Raw genomic sequence first — 15,082 nt, forward strand, 5'->3', positions numbered from 1 at the left:
TTCCGGAAAACAGCGCCTTGCTTGACCATCGTCAAGAGAGCAGCCGATTTCCCGGGCTAGAGAGAAGCCCCATGATCCAGTCCCAGATCCCTCTCCGCAGCCGTTCCCCGTTTCCCGACCGGCGGGCTGTTCTGGCCTTCGCCAAAGCGCGGGGGCATCTGGCGCGGATCGGCGCATCCCTGTCCCTGCGTCACGAGATGACCGCCTTTCCGCCTGCCGCCCTGCGCCGCCAGGGGCCGATCCCGCCGCGCTATGCGCGACGCCCGGTCCCACTGGCGGATGAGGCGGGCGGCGTGGCCCATGGTGCGGCGCAATGCCCCCTGCAGCAGGAGGATCTGGCGGGCATCAATGCACTGCCCGTGCAGTTGAAGGAGCGCCGCCCGCCGGTCACGCTGGCCCGGGAAGCGCCGCTGACCCTGGCGCATCTGCGCACCATGCAGGCTGCGGCGGAACCGGGGGCGGTGATCCTGTCCCCGGTCCCTGCCTTTTACCTGCGACCGGCAAAGCCGGCATCACTGCCCGGATCGCGGCCCGCGCCGTCGATCTGCTGCATCCGGCCCTGCCGCCGGCGCGGTCCTGGACCCCCTGATCCCATCGGAGAAAACGCATGACCGACCCCCTTCTTTCCCCCGGCAACACCGTGGCCGACATTGCCGCCAAACTGCCCGGCGCGGCCCGCATCTTTCGCGAGGCCGGTATCAGCTTTTGCTGCGGCGGCAACCTGAGCCTGAGCCAGGCCGCAGACAAGGCGGGGCTGGATCTGGCGGCCCTGACCGCGCGGCTGCAGAGCCTGATCGACAAGGCCAGCCGGGATGCCCCTTCGGACACGCCCGCGCTGATCCAGCATATCATCGACCGTTACCACGTCACCCACCGCGAGGAACTGGACTTCCTGATCCCGCTGGCGAACCGGGTGGAAATCGTCCATGGCGATCATGACGATGCGCCCCTGGGCCTGACCCAGGCGCTGATCGCATTGCGCGAGGGTCTGGAAGCCCAGAGGACGGCCCAGGAAAACCTGCTGTTTCCTGCAATCCTGCAGGGCGAGGTTGCCGGATTGGCTGGTCATGTCAGAACGGCGATCGACCAGCACGACGAGATTGGAACAATCCTGCAACGGATCGAGCACGTCACCCATTCGATGCAGCTTCCCATCGGCGCCTGCGGATCCTGGACGGCGCTTTACACCGGATTGCGCAAGCTGTGCGCGGACGTTGTGGCGCATTTCTATGTGGAACAATCGCTGCTGCTGCCCCGCGCCGTGGCTGCCTGACGCCCTGGCTAGCCTTTGGGCCAGCCACGCCACCGCGTCTTGAAGATGGAAAAAGGGGGCCGTCCGGCCCCCTTCCTTATCCCGCCAGCAGCGCGGCGTTGCCGCCCGCTGCCGTGGTGTCCACGCATAGGTGGCGTTCATGCGCGACATGGGCCAGGTCGGGCATCCCGGTGACAAGCTGCACGATCTCGCCGTTGCGCGCGGCCAGGGCCTGGGCATAGGCGCGGCCCTGCGCCTCGTCGCCCCACCACAGGGCGGCGGCCATGGCGGGCAGGCGGGTCAGGGCCTCGGACGGCAGGGGACCACCATCCACGCCAACGGCATCCCCACCCAGGGCGGCGACCGCTGCCATCTGGGCCGCGACCGTCTGTGCGCCCGGGCCAAGGCACAGGACAGGCGGTCGGGTATGGGCGGTCAGGCGGTTCAGCTCTCCGGTCGGGCCGGGCATCAGGCGTTCGTCGATCTTTCTTGACCGATGGGCGGCAAGCTGGGCGCGAATGCGGCCTTCATCCGCATGACCCTGCCAACCGGCCCCTGCAACAGCGGGGGCCTCGGGGGCGAAGAAGCGCGGCACATAGCGCGGCCCGCCGGCCTTTGGTCCGGTGCCCGACAGCCCCTCGCCGCCAAAGGGCTGGCTGCCCACGACGGCGCCGATCTGGTTGCGGTTCACATAGATGTTGCCCACATGGATCGCGTCGCTGACCTCCTGCACGCGGCTGTCGATGCGGGTGTGAAGCCCGAAGGTCAGGCCGAAGCCGCGCGCATTGATCTCGGCCACCACCTTGTCCAACTGGTCCGCCTTGAAGGTTGCAACGTGCAGGACCGGACCAAAGATTTCGCGTTCCAGATCGTTGATGCCCCCCACGCGCAGCATGGTCGGCGGAACGAAGGTGCCGGTGCCGGGCGTGTCCAGCTTGTGGATGACGCGGTTGCCGTTGGCGGCGATATAGCCCGCGATGTCGTCCCGTGCGCCCGTGTCGATCACCGGGCCGACATCGGTCGCCAGATCCCACGGATCGCCCACGACCAGTTCGTCCATCGCGCCCCGGATCATCTCGATCACATGGGGGGCGATGTCCTCTTGGACATAAAGGCAGCGAAGGGCGGAACAACGCTGGCCCGCAGATCGGAAGGCGCCGTTCACGATATCGCGCACCGCCTGTTCGGGCAGGGCGGTCGAATCCACGATCATCGCGTTCAGCCCGCCGGTTTCGGCGATCAGCGGCGTGCCGGGTGCCAGCTTCTCGGCCATCGTGCGAGCAATGGTCCGGGCGGTGTCGGTCGATCCGGTAAAGACCACGCCCCTGACGCGCGGATCCGCGGTCAGGGCCGCGCCGACCACGCTGCCGCGTCCCGGCAGCAGTTGCAAGGCCGACAGCGGCACTCCCGCCTGATGCAGCAGCCTGACGCCATAGGCGGCAATGATCGGCGTGGCCTCGGCGGGCTTGGCGATCACCGCATTGCCCGCCATCAGCGCCGCCGCGATCTGGCCCGTGAAGATCGCCAGCGGAAAGTTCCAGGGGCTGATCGCGCCGACGATGCCGCGCGGGGCTTGCGGGCTGTGTTCGCCCTCGGCGGCGTAATAGCGCAGGAAATCCACCGCCTCGCGCAACTCGGCCACGGCATCGGCCAGGGTCTTGCCGGCTTCTTTCGCAAGGATGCCGAAGATCGGGCCGAAGTTTTCCTCGTAAAGATCCGCAGCCCGGCGCAGCACGGCGGCGCGTTCCGCAGCAGGCGCGTCCCAGGCGCGCGCATCGTCGATGGCCCGCGCGGCGGTTGCGCCATCTGCCATCGTCACCGTGGCGATCCGGCCGCCCGTGGCGGGATTCACCACGTCCTGCACAGTGCCCGTGGCGCCTGATACCGTCAGCGGCACCGCGTCGGGCATCGCCACGTCGCGCGCGGCGTTGATCCGGGCCAGGGTTTGCTCGTCGCTGATGTCGAACCCGGTGGAATTACGACGCGAGGCTCCGAACAAACCCGCGGGGGTCAGCAGGGATGCCGGGGCCTTGGCCGTGGCAAGCGCATCAAAGGGATCGCGGGCGACTTCCTCGGGCGTGACCGCCTCGTCCACAATCTGGTTGACGAAGCTGCTGTTCGCGCCGTTTTCCAGCAGGCGCCGCACCAGATAGGCCAGCAGGTCGCGATGCGCCCCCACAGGGGCATAGATGCGGCAGCGTCCCCCGGTTTCGCGCAACACGATGTCGTGCAGGCGTTCCCCCATGCCGTGCAGCCGCTGGAACTCGAAGGGGATGTCGCCCGCCATCTCCAGGATCGCGGCGACGGTATGGGCGTTATGGGTGGCGAACTGCGCATAGATGCGGTCAGCGTAGCCGATAAGCTTGCGGGCATTGGCGATATAGCTGACATCCGTGCCGGTCTTGCTGGTGAACAGCGGAAAGCCGGGGTGGCCGTCCACCTGGGCGCGCTTCATCTCGGCATCCCAATAGGCACCCTTGACCAGGCGCACCATGATGCGCCGGTCCAGCCGCGCGGCCAGGTCGTGCAGCCAGTCGATGGTCTGGCCCGTGCGCTTGCCATAGGCCTGCACCACCACGCCGAACCCGTCCCAACCGGCCAGTGATGGATCGGCCAGCACCGCCTCGATCACCTTCAGCGAGACGACCAGCCGGTCCTGTTCCTCGGCGTCGATGTTCATGCCCATGTTCGCGGTCTTGGCCTGCTGGGCCAGCCGCAGCACCACCGGCACCAGTTCGCGCATCACGCGGGCTTCCTGCGCGACCTCGTATCGCGGGTGCAGCGCCGACAGCTTGATGGATATCCCGGGGTTCTGTTCGACCGACCCCTTGGTGCAGGCTTTCGCAATCGCGGCAATAGCATCGCCATAGGCGCGGGCATAGCGCGCGGCATCCGCGCCGGTCATCGCCGCCTCGCCCAGCATGTCATAGCTGTAGGTGAAGCCCTGCTTTTCGCGCGTGCGGGCGCGGTCAAGCGCGTCGGCGATGGTCTGGCCCAGCACGAACTGGCGGCCCATTTCCTTCATCGCCCGGCCCACGGCGGTGCGGATCACGGGTTCCCCCAAACGGCGGACCATGCGGCGCAGCGTGCCTGCCTGATCGTCGTCCAGAACCTTGCCTGTCAGCATGAGCGCCCAGGTCGAGGCGTTGACCAGCGACGACGACGCCTCGCCCAGGTGGCGGCCCCAGTCGGACGGGGCGATCTTGTCCTCGATCAGGGCGTCGATGGTGATCTTGTCGGGCACGCGCAGCATCGCCTCGGCCAGGCACATCAGCGCCACGCCTTCGCGGGTGGACAGCCCGTATTCGGACAGGAAATGTTCCATCAGCGACGGACGCGCCTCGGCCCGGATGCGGCGGACCAGATCGGCCGCGCGGGCGGTGATGGCGGCACGCCGATCCGGCGGCAAGTCGGCTCCTGTGGTCAGGCGTTCCAGAAGCTGCGCTTCGTCCGCGAACTTGGCTTGGGTGGAAAAGACGCTGGAAGCAACAGGGGCCATGCCGATCTCCTTGACTGACCGAACAGGAATATCAAAGATCGGCTAGGCGGTGCGCCTGTCTTTGATATAACCGCTGGTCGGATCGAACATTGTTGGGGCGGTTTTCAGGATGAATGTCAAGCTGGATGCCCAGGACCAGAAGATCCTGGCCGAACTGACCCGCAATGCCCGCATCCCCATCGCCGAACTGGCGCGCAAGGTGGGCCTGTCCAAGACCCCGGTCGCCCTGCGCATCAGGCATCTTGAGGAGATCGGCCTGATCACCGGATACCGCGCGATCCTGTCCCCCGTGAGACTGGGCCTGACCCATGTCACCTATGTCGAGGTCAGCATGAGCGACACCCGAGAGGCTGCATTGCAGCAATTCAACGCCGCCGTCCGCGCCATCGCGGAAATCGAGGAATGCTACATGATTGCCGGGGGCTTCGACTACCTGGTCAAGGTCCGGTCCCGCGACATGGCCGATTTCCGGCGCATCATGGCCGAGAAGATATCCAGCCTTCCCCATATCAGCAACACATCCAGCTATGTCTCGATGGAGGCGGTGGTGGAACAGACCTTTACCTTCGGCTGACAAAGCCAAGGTCTCGGCAACTGCAAGCACTGCGCGGACGCTTTCCGGGAACTGGTAAGCCATTGAGTGATCTGGATCGAGCCAAGTGTCGAAATCCCGGCCAAGTAGGGACGTTCGCTTGTCCGGGAATGCAGATGCCGCCATTTCTGCTCGAATGCGGGGTCATGGCTCCGGCTTGGACGCTTCGCCATGCTCATCTCCCATCCTTGCGCACCATGTCGCCGCCAAGGCGGGTTAGGGGAGAAGTGGTTCAGCCCTTCCATGGCGCCTTCGATAGATGGGAAATTGCCTGTCTCTCAGGATCCCGCGAGGGCTGAGTCGAGCGACAAAGGGCAAGCAATGGTTCTGACCTAGTTCATCTGGGCACCGAAGCGACCGTGCATCCCGATGGGCCGGAACTGCATTTTGAAGTTGTGCAGTCCTTCGCGTCCGCTGTCCCCTGAACTGTTGAAATACGGAAGTTCTGGATGGGATTCCATCAACTGGTATCGCAGAAGCTGCGGAAGGCCGCGGAAGCGAATGTCTGTATAGCAGAGGTAAATACAGCCCATTTTCCCAAAAATTCGGCCTGCGAATGCAAAGCCCCGGACAGTTCCATCGATTTCGACGACCAGCCCACCAAGCAAGGGATGCGCAAAGCGCGATGCTTCTGCCAAGCAGGCCTTTGTCGCATAGGTGCCGACGGTTAGCTTTATGCCCTGCGCCGACACTCTCTTCTCCCAACCCTCCAGCACTGCCAGGCAGGCGGCCTTATCCTCCTCCCGATAGGGCCGCGTTTCAAGATTCTCCATCCTGCGGACGCGTGACAGGTCTTGCCTCAGGCTTCTGAATGAGGGGCCTTCCAGCTTCATAACCGCTGCGCGATCATGGATGAATTCATCTATCTTGAAAAAGACCGAAAATCCTGCGCGGGCGACAGTGAGAACCTCTTCTTCGCCGACCCAGATGATCCTGACCACCTTGCTTGCGTTGAAGTCCCGTATCCGGTCAGAGGCGTGCCGCAGGGCTTCGGGATCAAAAGGCATGGGTGGAAGATACAAGGTCATGTGCTTTCCCCCGGTCGGCCGCCGCCGGACCTGATAGATCAGGATCGAACCATGATATCGCTCCCATCGCAGACGTCCGTCACTGCCGTAGAAATGCAGAAACGGAAAATAATTGACATAGGATCGTCCTCCGGCAGCCTCGCAGGCTTGAACGAAGGTGTCGGCATACTGGATCTGGATACGAGCAAGGCCGCTCAGCGCGGCGGCCTGGTCGGGGATTGGCAAGGCCGCATCTTCTGGATGCATGACAAACCTCGAATATCAAGGGGTTTACCAAGGCGATCACGCCTTGTCTTGGGTCATTCGTGACAAGCCTGGCATCGTAAACCAAGAGGTCCGGCAGACGCAGACGCCGTTTTGTCCGCCCAGCCGGACTGTGTCAGGATTATCTTTCCTGCACCGTGCTTTCCGCCGCCTCCGTCTTCTCGGACGTTCGGAATTTGGCGATGCCGTCGATTTTGAATTCCAGGAACAGCCCTGCCTTAGATGATCGCCTGACGAACTGCGTCTTGACGCTCTGTCCTACCATTCCAACGGCCTCTGCAAATTCCTTCCTTGTTACAGGGCGGCTCTGGAAATTCGTCACCGTGTTGTCGGTAAGGATCGGGAAAAGCCGTAACGAGATGCCGCCCTGGCCTTGCTTGCCGTGGAAGACCAGTGCTGCGACCAGGCTGTAGGGCGGGGCGCCGAATTTGGTGTAATGGCCCGGCGTGTTCCAGACGAAATTGCCAAGGCCATAGACAACCGGACGACCGGCCACGATCTCGACAGCCTGGGCAGAGTGCGCCCCATGGCCGATGATCAGATCGACGCCCCCCTCGATCAGCCGGGCAGCCTGTTCGCGCTGTGCGTCGTTTACTTCGGAATAGTGATCGCCCCAATGCGGATAGGCCACGAAGACCGGCGCGGGCAGGCAGTCCCGCAAGACAGCGATGCTTGATGCGATGCGATCGGCTGAATGTCGGCTTACCCCTGGCGCCTGCGGCCGTGCATACCACCTGTAGCGGTCCTTGTAGCGTTCGCGATGTTCAAAGCCGCCGAATACCACAAGGCTTCGTTCCTGCCCCCCGACCATGAGGCGCCGGATCAGCGGCTGGTCGGCTGCCGCAAGGTCGGCGCCTGCACCGAAACTGGCGATGCCGGCTGCTTTCAGGCGGGCCAGCGTCTCGGCAAGGCCGATCGCGCCGCAATCAAGCGAGTGGTTGTTGGCCAGCGAGACCGCGCCAATGCCTGCCTGACCCAGGGCTGCCACGGTCCGTCTGGGATCCGACCAGCCAAGATTTTTCTTGTAGCTTCGCAGGGCAGTGTCGGGATGCAAGGAAAGCGGAACCTCAAGGTTTCCGATCACCAGGTCCGCCGACGACAAGAGGCCCTGCAGCCCCGCCAGGGAATAACCGTAGCCTTGGTCATCAAGCATATGCAGCAAGCCCGAGGCCTTGGGCAGATGCATATACGGCTCACCAAAGCCGATGTCGCCCACCAACAGGACCGTGGCATTTGCGGACTTGGGCCGCAGCACGTCGCTGGCCGGGGGCGAGCTGGCCGGATCAATGGCAGCGGCAACAGCGGGCTGCGCCGCCGGCGGCGTCTTTGTAGGTGCGGAAACCGGAGGCGTTTCGGTCCTTGCCTGCTCGATCCGGCCTGCCTTGGGCAAGCCCAGTGCTGCAAGGATCCGCTTTCGCGCCACGGGATCATCTGGCCGGAGGACGCGGTTGCCGGACAGCCGCGCCAGTGCATTGCGCGCCGCCGCCGAGATCACATCGCCCTCTGAGGCCTTCAGGACTGCCAGGTCGATCCGATCAAGGCCTAGGCCGCGATCAGCCACCACGCGCGGCGAAGCAAGAACAAGAACTGCGTCAATCTCCCTGTCCCATCCAACCGCCTCCACCCCCCCAAGATGCCGCGTCGCTGCAGCAAGGCTCATGGCACCCAGGGGTTCCGTCACCACGCCCAGAACCTTTCCAGCCTTGGCTGCCGCCCTTTCGGCGGAATGCACCAAGTCATGTGTCTCTGCATCCGTGCCGACAATGGCGACCACGGGGCACCGGCTTGGGCCGCCGTCGGGAAAGAGCATATCGAGTACATTGGCTGCGACATTGCGCGGCTTTCCATGCGAAACGCCATAATGCAGCTTGAGGCCGGGGCGCGTGTTGACCTCGCAGATCGCGCCGCCGGTTTCCTGAAAGGATCGGCTGATGTCGGTCGTGATGAAGTCAATGCCGCAGATGTCGATTCCCAGGATGGTCGCGGCCCGCTCTGCCATGCTTCGAAGGGACGGGTGGACCGCGTCGGTCACATCCACGCTGTCGCCCCCAAGCGCGTGATTGGACTGGCGACGAAGAAGAACCGTCTGATCCGGACCTGGCACCGCAGCCGGGCCGAACCCCTGTTCAGCCAGCAGTGCCAGGGCTTCGTCGTCGAGTGCGATCGGCACAAGCGACGTGGCGCGGCCGGCCAGTCGCCTGTCACGCTCGGGCCGGGCGTTTTCGCGCTCGACCAAGTCAAGGATGGTGCTGGCGCCGTCGCCCCGCACCTGCGCGGGCCGGCGATGCACGGCAGCGGCAAAGCGGCCGCCGATGACCAGAAGGCGGTACTCGTTGCCCGGAACGACCGATTCGATGATTGCCTTGGAGGAAATCGCCTGGGCACGGCCAAAGGCGACCAAGACACCAGCCTCATCGGTGACGCCTATCGAGACGGCCCGTCCCTTGAACCCCTCGGCAGGCTTGACCACGAGGGGAAAGCCGATGGCGCGGGCAGCCTCCAGGGCTTCCTCCTCGGATCGGGCGACCTGTTGGCGCGGCAGCGGAAATCCCGCCGTAGCCAGGATCCTGCCGGATGTATGCTTGGAGGCAGCGATAAGATTTGCGATCGACAAGGCTCGGGACGTCTTTGAACCCGCAACCATTTGCGCATACCGGCCCGAACCCAGTCTCAGGATGTTCGATCCTTCGACTACGGACCAGGATATGCCCCGCACTGTCGCCTCTCGCGCAATTTCCAGCCCATCCACATGGGGCCTTTCATGCACCGTTTCTTGCCTGAGGTCGTGCATGTGCTGCAACAGCATCGCCTGAAGCTCGTCAGGTTCCTCGCCATCCAGCAGTGCCGAGGCCAGCGCAAGCGCCACCCTGGATGCGACAATCCCGGTCGTCGGCGTTGCGACCTCGAAAACGGCACGGGCCGGGTTCCCCTCAGCCTGCGGCGATGGTGCTTTCCCTGGGGGTATCAAGCCAGTGTTGTCCTCGGATGGTTTCCAGGAACAAAAGCGCACCGGCCAGCCGGCATAGCGTTGCACGGCGACTGCCAGAACCTCGACCAGAGCCGCGACGGGAACGGGTTCCGTGGACGTGGTCACCCGCCGCCATCCCCCAAAATCGGGAACGCGTCCCGACAAAGGTGGAAGTATCGTGCTGACCGTCTGCGCCAAGGCGGCGGGAACCACGATCTCTGCGCCCCCGAGGATGGGAAGTTCGATCACCGGGCGGCGCGCGTGAATGTTTCCCGCGTCGAAAATCCGGGGTTCTTCGGCGCGCAAGCGTCCACTGCGCGCCCGGCGCACGTCTCCATCGCTGCGCGGTTGAAGGGGGGCGATCGCGACAGGGTTCTTGATGGCTGACTTTGGCAAAGCCTTGGATATGGACTTCCCCTTTGGGCTTTTCGACGGAGCGTCCTCGGCTGACTTGCCCAGGGCCTTTGGGCTTCGCAGCTTGCGTCCCAGGGCCAATGCCTCATAGCTTCTTCGTGCCAGGTCGGGGTCATCAAGTGCCAGGATCCGGCCCCGCGCCACTCTTTCCAGAATACGGCGCGCCCGCCGGTCAAAGTTGCTGGCCGCTTCTCCGGCAGGGACGACTGCAAGATCCACGGATTCATAGCCAAGACCCCAGTCGACAAGCTGGCGCGGCGCCAGGACGACGATGCCCAGGTCGGCTTCCGGGTCGAGGTCCAGGGCACGCAGGCGTTCCTCGAAAGCGGTCTGGGGGACGGTTCCGGTCCTGTCGCCCGCCGTGGCCAAGGCCGATGCGATGGCAACCTTGTAGCCCCGTCCTTCCCATTCGGTGCGCAGCGCGCCTTCGATGTCGCCGTCGGCCTCGTCCCGGAGGACCGCGATCACGGGGAAGCCCCATCCCTTGCCGGGAGGATAAATCAAATCAAGCACGGCATCGGCGGCGTCCCTGGGGGTTCCCGCCCTGACCTTGAGATGCACGCCCAGGTCGGGGAAGGTGTTGACCTCGCAGATAGCGCCGCCGGTTTCCTGATAAGGTCGGCTGATGTCGGTGGTGACAAAATCGATGGCCAGAACGTGGATGCCCATGACGGCGGCAACGCGCTCGGCCATGGCGCGGATGGTCGGATGGAGGATATCGGTCACGTCGCTCTTGTCCCCGAATGGCGGGTTAGGCACACGGCGCAGCAGCACCCAGCGGCCCGCTTGGGGAACGTCTTCGGGGGAAAGGCCTTGCTCGGCCAGCAGGTCCAGCATCTCCTCGTCCAGGACGATGGGCTTCATGCTGGCGATATAAAGGGCTTGGCGCTCGGGATTCTTGTTTTCCTCGACAATAAGATCGGCGACCGTGCTAGTGCCGTCACCCTGGACCCGTGGCGGGTGCCGTTCCACGACGCCGAAAAGGCGTCCGCCGATCACGGTCAGGCGGAATGTCGGACCCTTGATCATCGACTCGATCACCACCGCCGGAGAGATTTTAACCGCCAGTTCGAAGGCACGGGTGACCTGCTCGTCGGTCTTGAGATCGACCGAGACCCCCTGGCCCCCGTTGCCGTCCCTTGGCTTCACGACAACGGGGAACCCGATCTCGTGGGCGCCAGCGATGGCCCGGGCCAGGTTGCGGGCGTAACGCTGCTCGGCAATGGGCAGGCCCGCTGCCCTGAGCAGGCTGCTTGCGATCTCCTTGCGCTTGGCAAAGCCTGCGGCAATGCAGGGCGTAAGGCTGGTATCCAGGCCTCGCAGCAACTCGGCCTGGCGCCCTCGGCCCAGCCTTAGAAAGGCTTGGCCAGGCAGGGCTGTCCAGGGAATGCCCCGCCGCATCGCCCGCGAAGCCATCCACAAGGCAAACCGGTGGGGAGTCGTGCTTGCAGTCCGGCGCTGAAAGGTTGCGAATGCTTCGGCCAGGACCGCGGCAAAGCCGTCCTCGGGTGCTGTCATCAGCCTGTCGCACAGATCCAGGGCAAGCCGGCCTGCCAGAAGCCCAGCCGCCTTTTGCCGCGTCTCAAACACGGCGGTAAGCCGCTCTTCGCCCGGAAGGCTCGGGGACGCGCTGGAACGTTGGTCAGAACCGGGTGCCGTGCGGGAACTTGCCATAAAGGTAACGGGCCAGCCCATGGACCGTTGAAGAAGAAGGGCTACAAGTTCGACAAAGGCGACGAGGGGGATCGGCGTTTGGGCGTTGCAAGCAAGCTGCCAGTCCGGAAAGTCCATGACGGCCGGTGGCAGGATGGGAAGCGCCGCCGTGATCTTCTGCCACCGTTGTGGGGATACGCACCGGGCGCGGTCTTCCTCCAGGCGGAATTCCATGCGGATGACCGGCTTGCGCGAAGAACTATTGCCGGCGGCCAGCATCCGGGATCGGATTGGCTTTACAGGGATGCGGCCAAGCAAGGCTGCGTGATCGTCGGAATTCGTGGTCGGACCTGCGATATCCATATCAACTCTCCCGCAAAGCGAAACTGAGACTGCGAACAATGGGTGCGGACAGATAATCCCAGGCCGTGCGCGCGCCCGTCTTGATCATGACATCCGCGCTCATGCCGGCTTGCAGCGGGACGGCCGAATGCTCGACGGCCGCCGCCTCCATCTCGACACGCGCGAGATAATAGGGAAGGCCCGTGCGGGGATCGGTCAGGCGGTCGGCCGAAACCGTCTTCACCCGTCCCTCGATCCCCGTCTGCGTGCGCCGGTTAAGCGCCGACAGCCAGATTGTCGCTGGCAACCCTTCGGTTACCTGGTCGATGTCAAGCGGATCGATGGTCGCCTGAACCACAAGCTTGTCGTTCAGGGGCACCACGTCCAGCAGCGGTTGTCCCGCCGCGATCACGCCCCCTACCGTGTGGACATTAAGCCCCACTACGGTTCCCGCGATCGGCGAGCGGATCGTGGTTCGATCCAGAATGTCCCGCGCCGCCGCAAGCCGCTGGCCCAAGTCATAGGCGCGCGTCTGGATTTCGCGCAATTGTTCCTCGGTTTCGTTGGCCATCGTGGCCTTAAGCTCGGCCATGCGCAGCAACGCTTCCTCGGCTCGCTGCTGCGCGACGCCGATTGCCGCGCGGTGTTGGCTGATCGTTCCCTGCAATTCCGCCTGGGTGCGCCGAAGCCCAAGAACGCGCGGCGCTTCCATCAACCCGCGCGCAAGCAGGCTGTTGGCACTGGTAAGCTCTTCTTCGATCAGGGCAAGTTGCCGTTCGGCCGAACCTATTTGCCCTTCCAGTCCCTCGATTTCGTTGGTCAGGGCGCTTTGCGTGCGCTTCAGAATGTCAAGCCGATCACCAAGAAGCGAGCGGCGGCTGGCAAAGATGCTTTCTTGTCCCAACATTGAGGCTTGCGCCGCGCTATCGCCCACCTTGTCCCGAAGTTCCGGGGGAAATTCGATCCGGTCCAGCCCGTCGCGTTCTGCGATCAGCCGCGCCTCGGTGGCGCGGGCCTCGAAATACTGAGCCTGCATTTCGTTGAGGGCTGCGGTCGGGTGCGTGCTGCCAAGCCGGATCAACACGTCGCCCGCGGCTACGGAATCGCCTTCCTGGACCAGGATTTCCTGCACGATCCCGCCTTCGAGGTGTTGAACCGTGCGCACATTGCTTTCCACCGCAAGAACGCCTGGCGCCACCACCGCACCCTCGATCGGGGCCAGCATGGACCAGACCGCAAAGGCGCTGCAGAAAAGGCCGATGATGGCAAAGCCGCAGAAGGTGAGGCCGGCGCCGAACGGCGGGCCGGAACCGGCACCTGCCGATAGTCTTTCGTCGGAAGCGGTCATGTCACGCTCCTCAGACCGGTGGTGTCTTCGGACGCCGTTTCGGTCCTGTCGGTCTGCGCTTTTGTCACCTCTAGGCTTTTTCCGCCCAGGATCAGGAATTTGTCTGCAATGCGGCTAAGCGGCGTCGAATGCACCGCCTGGGTCATGACGATGGTGCATCCATCGGACTTCAGTTGCTTCAGCGCCGACCCAAGGGCCCGTCTTGTGGAATCATCCAGATTTGCCATCGGCTCATCCAGGACGATAAGGCGCGGCTTGCCGACAAAGGCGCGTGCAAGCGCGATCCGCTTGCGCTCGCTTCCCGACAGCCCCGTCACCTCCGGACCGATAAGGGTGTCATAGCCCTGCGGGAGTGCCACGATACGTTCGTGGATCCCGGCGAGCTGTGCTGCCGCAACAACCTGGCTGAACGGCAGGTCGCCCATGCGCGCGATGTTTTCCCGAACCGTGCCGCCGAAGATCTCCGTATGCTGGGGAAGATAGCCTATCAGTCGTGTCCTGAGGTCGGCGGGAATCCTCGATATTTCGATGTCGCCAAGCCTGACCTGCCCATAGCGCGGCTCGATCAGTCCCACGATGAGCCGCGACAGTGTGGTCTTGCCAGTGCCGGCCGTGCCGGTGACAAGAAGCCCTTCGCCCGCGGCCAGGGTCAGCGACAGGCGCCTGATCACGTCGTCGCGCTGTCCCTGATGACGGAACGATACCTTGTCCAGCACAAACGGCGCCCCGTCCGTATCGGGCAGAACCGATGTCTCGGTTTCCCTTTCCTCGGCAAGGCGCAGCTTGAGGTTCGCATAGGCCATGCGCGCCTCGCGCAGAGAGCGCCAGTTGCGCGCGGCACGTTCAGCAAGCGTGTAACCAAAACCTGCCATGACGCGTGCCGCAAAGATGCCGCCAAGCGTCAGGCCACCGGTCACCGCCAGCCACAAACCAAAGGCAAGCATACCGATGCGCAACACTTCCCCCAAGCCCCTGATCAGCGTGCGAAAGAAAGTCTGGCGGGCTTCGATGCGTTCACGCTCGGCCAGCCGACCCCCGGCGCTTCTTTGCCACCTCTCCGTCAAGGCCGATGACATGGACAGCCCGACCACGCTTTCGCGGTTGCGCTCTGCATCAAGCATCAGGTTTTCAGCTTCGCGCGAAGCGTCGTTCGACACGCGGCGGGCTTCACGGGTGGTGTATTCCTGCAAGACAGCCAGAACGATCAAAAGAACCGTCGCACCAACCGCCACCCCGCCCAGCACCGGATGGATCAAATAGGTTCCCAGCAGGAACAGCGGCGTCCATACCACGTCCATCCAGGATGCAGCCGACCGCGTCACGAACGACCTGACGCGGCCCAGGTCGCCAAGCGCGTTGTTCATGTCTGCGGACACCTGTGGTCCCGACCTTGACAGTTCCTGCTGGACGATGCGCGGCCCGAACCGGTGTTCGATCCAGGTGCCCCAGCGGGTCAGCATTCGGCGGCGGACAATATCCAGGGCAAGGCCCGCCGCAACCGCCGCCAGGACCATGACGGTCAGCATCACCAGTGTCTCGATGCTGCGGCTGACCGGGATGCGGTCAAGCACCTGCAGAAGATAAAGGGGCGTCGCAAATTTGAGAAGATTGATGAAGACCGTAAACAGGATTAGGGCGGCAAGCCCGCCGCGTGACGCCCGCCAGGCAGCCGTGATTGCTGTGTTGTTCCCGGCCCTGCGTCGCCTTGCCACCTGTGCCTGC

General features: G+C 64.2%; 9 protein-coding genes. 4 read left to right on the forward strand and 5 right to left on the reverse strand.

The annotated features are described in order from the left end of the window. Nucleotides 1-71: 71 nt before the first annotated feature. Nucleotides 72-611 (forward strand): hypothetical protein, encoded by a 540-nt coding sequence (locus Q5701_RS22825; RefSeq protein WP_373568627.1) that lies wholly within the window; start codon nucleotides 72-74, stop codon nucleotides 609-611. Further along, the gene (locus Q5701_RS07800) at nucleotides 608-1,273 is read left to right on the forward strand and encodes a DUF542 domain-containing protein (RefSeq protein ID WP_306754702.1); all 666 of its coding nucleotides are present in this window, start codon (nucleotides 608-610) and stop codon (nucleotides 1,271-1,273) included. Before Q5701_RS22825 ends, Q5701_RS07800 begins: the two co-directional genes overlap by 4 nt. 76 nt (nucleotides 1,274-1,349) lie before the next feature. On the opposite strand, the gene putA is transcribed toward Q5701_RS07800, so the two are convergent. Further along, nucleotides 1,350-4,751, reverse strand: a complete 3,402-nt coding sequence (gene putA, locus Q5701_RS07805) for a bifunctional proline dehydrogenase/L-glutamate gamma-semialdehyde dehydrogenase PutA (protein ID WP_306754704.1) — start codon at nucleotides 4,749-4,751, stop codon at nucleotides 1,350-1,352. 109 nt (nucleotides 4,752-4,860) lie between these two features. Here putA and Q5701_RS07810 point away from each other — a divergent pair, with 109 nt between their 5' ends. Beyond that, on the forward strand, nucleotides 4,861-5,325 hold the full coding sequence (locus Q5701_RS07810; RefSeq protein ID WP_306754706.1) for an Lrp/AsnC family transcriptional regulator: 465 nt from the start codon (nucleotides 4,861-4,863) through the stop codon (nucleotides 5,323-5,325). Between the two features lie 350 nt (nucleotides 5,326-5,675). Here Q5701_RS07810 and Q5701_RS07815 read toward each other — a convergent pair whose 3' ends face one another. Both Q5701_RS07815 and Q5701_RS07820 read right to left on the reverse strand, forming a co-directional pair. Continuing rightward, a complete protein-coding gene (locus tag Q5701_RS07815) occupies nucleotides 5,676-6,617 on the reverse strand; it encodes a phosphatidylglycerol lysyltransferase domain-containing protein (protein ID WP_306754707.1) in 942 nt (313 codons plus the stop codon). Between the two features lie 139 nt (nucleotides 6,618-6,756). Continuing rightward, complete coding sequence (locus Q5701_RS07820; RefSeq protein WP_306754709.1) at nucleotides 6,757-11,607, reverse strand: CapA family protein; 4,851 nt, start codon at nucleotides 11,605-11,607, stop codon at nucleotides 6,757-6,759. 111 nt (nucleotides 11,608-11,718) lie between these two features. Between Q5701_RS07820 and Q5701_RS07825 the strand changes: the two genes are divergently transcribed. After that, entirely contained in the window at nucleotides 11,719-12,060 is a 342-nt protein-coding gene (locus Q5701_RS07825; RefSeq protein WP_306754710.1) for a hypothetical protein, read from the forward strand. Here Q5701_RS07825 and Q5701_RS07830 read toward each other — a convergent pair. Next, the gene (locus Q5701_RS07830; protein WP_306754711.1) at nucleotides 12,035-13,360 is read right to left on the reverse strand and encodes an HlyD family type I secretion periplasmic adaptor subunit; all 1,326 of its coding nucleotides are present in this window, start codon (nucleotides 13,358-13,360) and stop codon (nucleotides 12,035-12,037) included. The genes Q5701_RS07825 and Q5701_RS07830 overlap by 26 nt on opposite strands. Next, a complete protein-coding gene (locus Q5701_RS07835; RefSeq protein ID WP_373568628.1) occupies nucleotides 13,357-15,072 on the reverse strand; it encodes a type I secretion system permease/ATPase in 1,716 nt (571 codons plus the stop codon). The genes Q5701_RS07830 and Q5701_RS07835 overlap by 4 nt, the downstream gene beginning before the upstream one ends. Nucleotides 15,073-15,082: the final 10 nt, after the last annotated feature.

Source organism: Paracoccus actinidiae (assembly GCF_030863885.1).
Lineage (GTDB): Bacteria > Pseudomonadota > Alphaproteobacteria > Rhodobacterales > Rhodobacteraceae > Paracoccus > Paracoccus everestensis.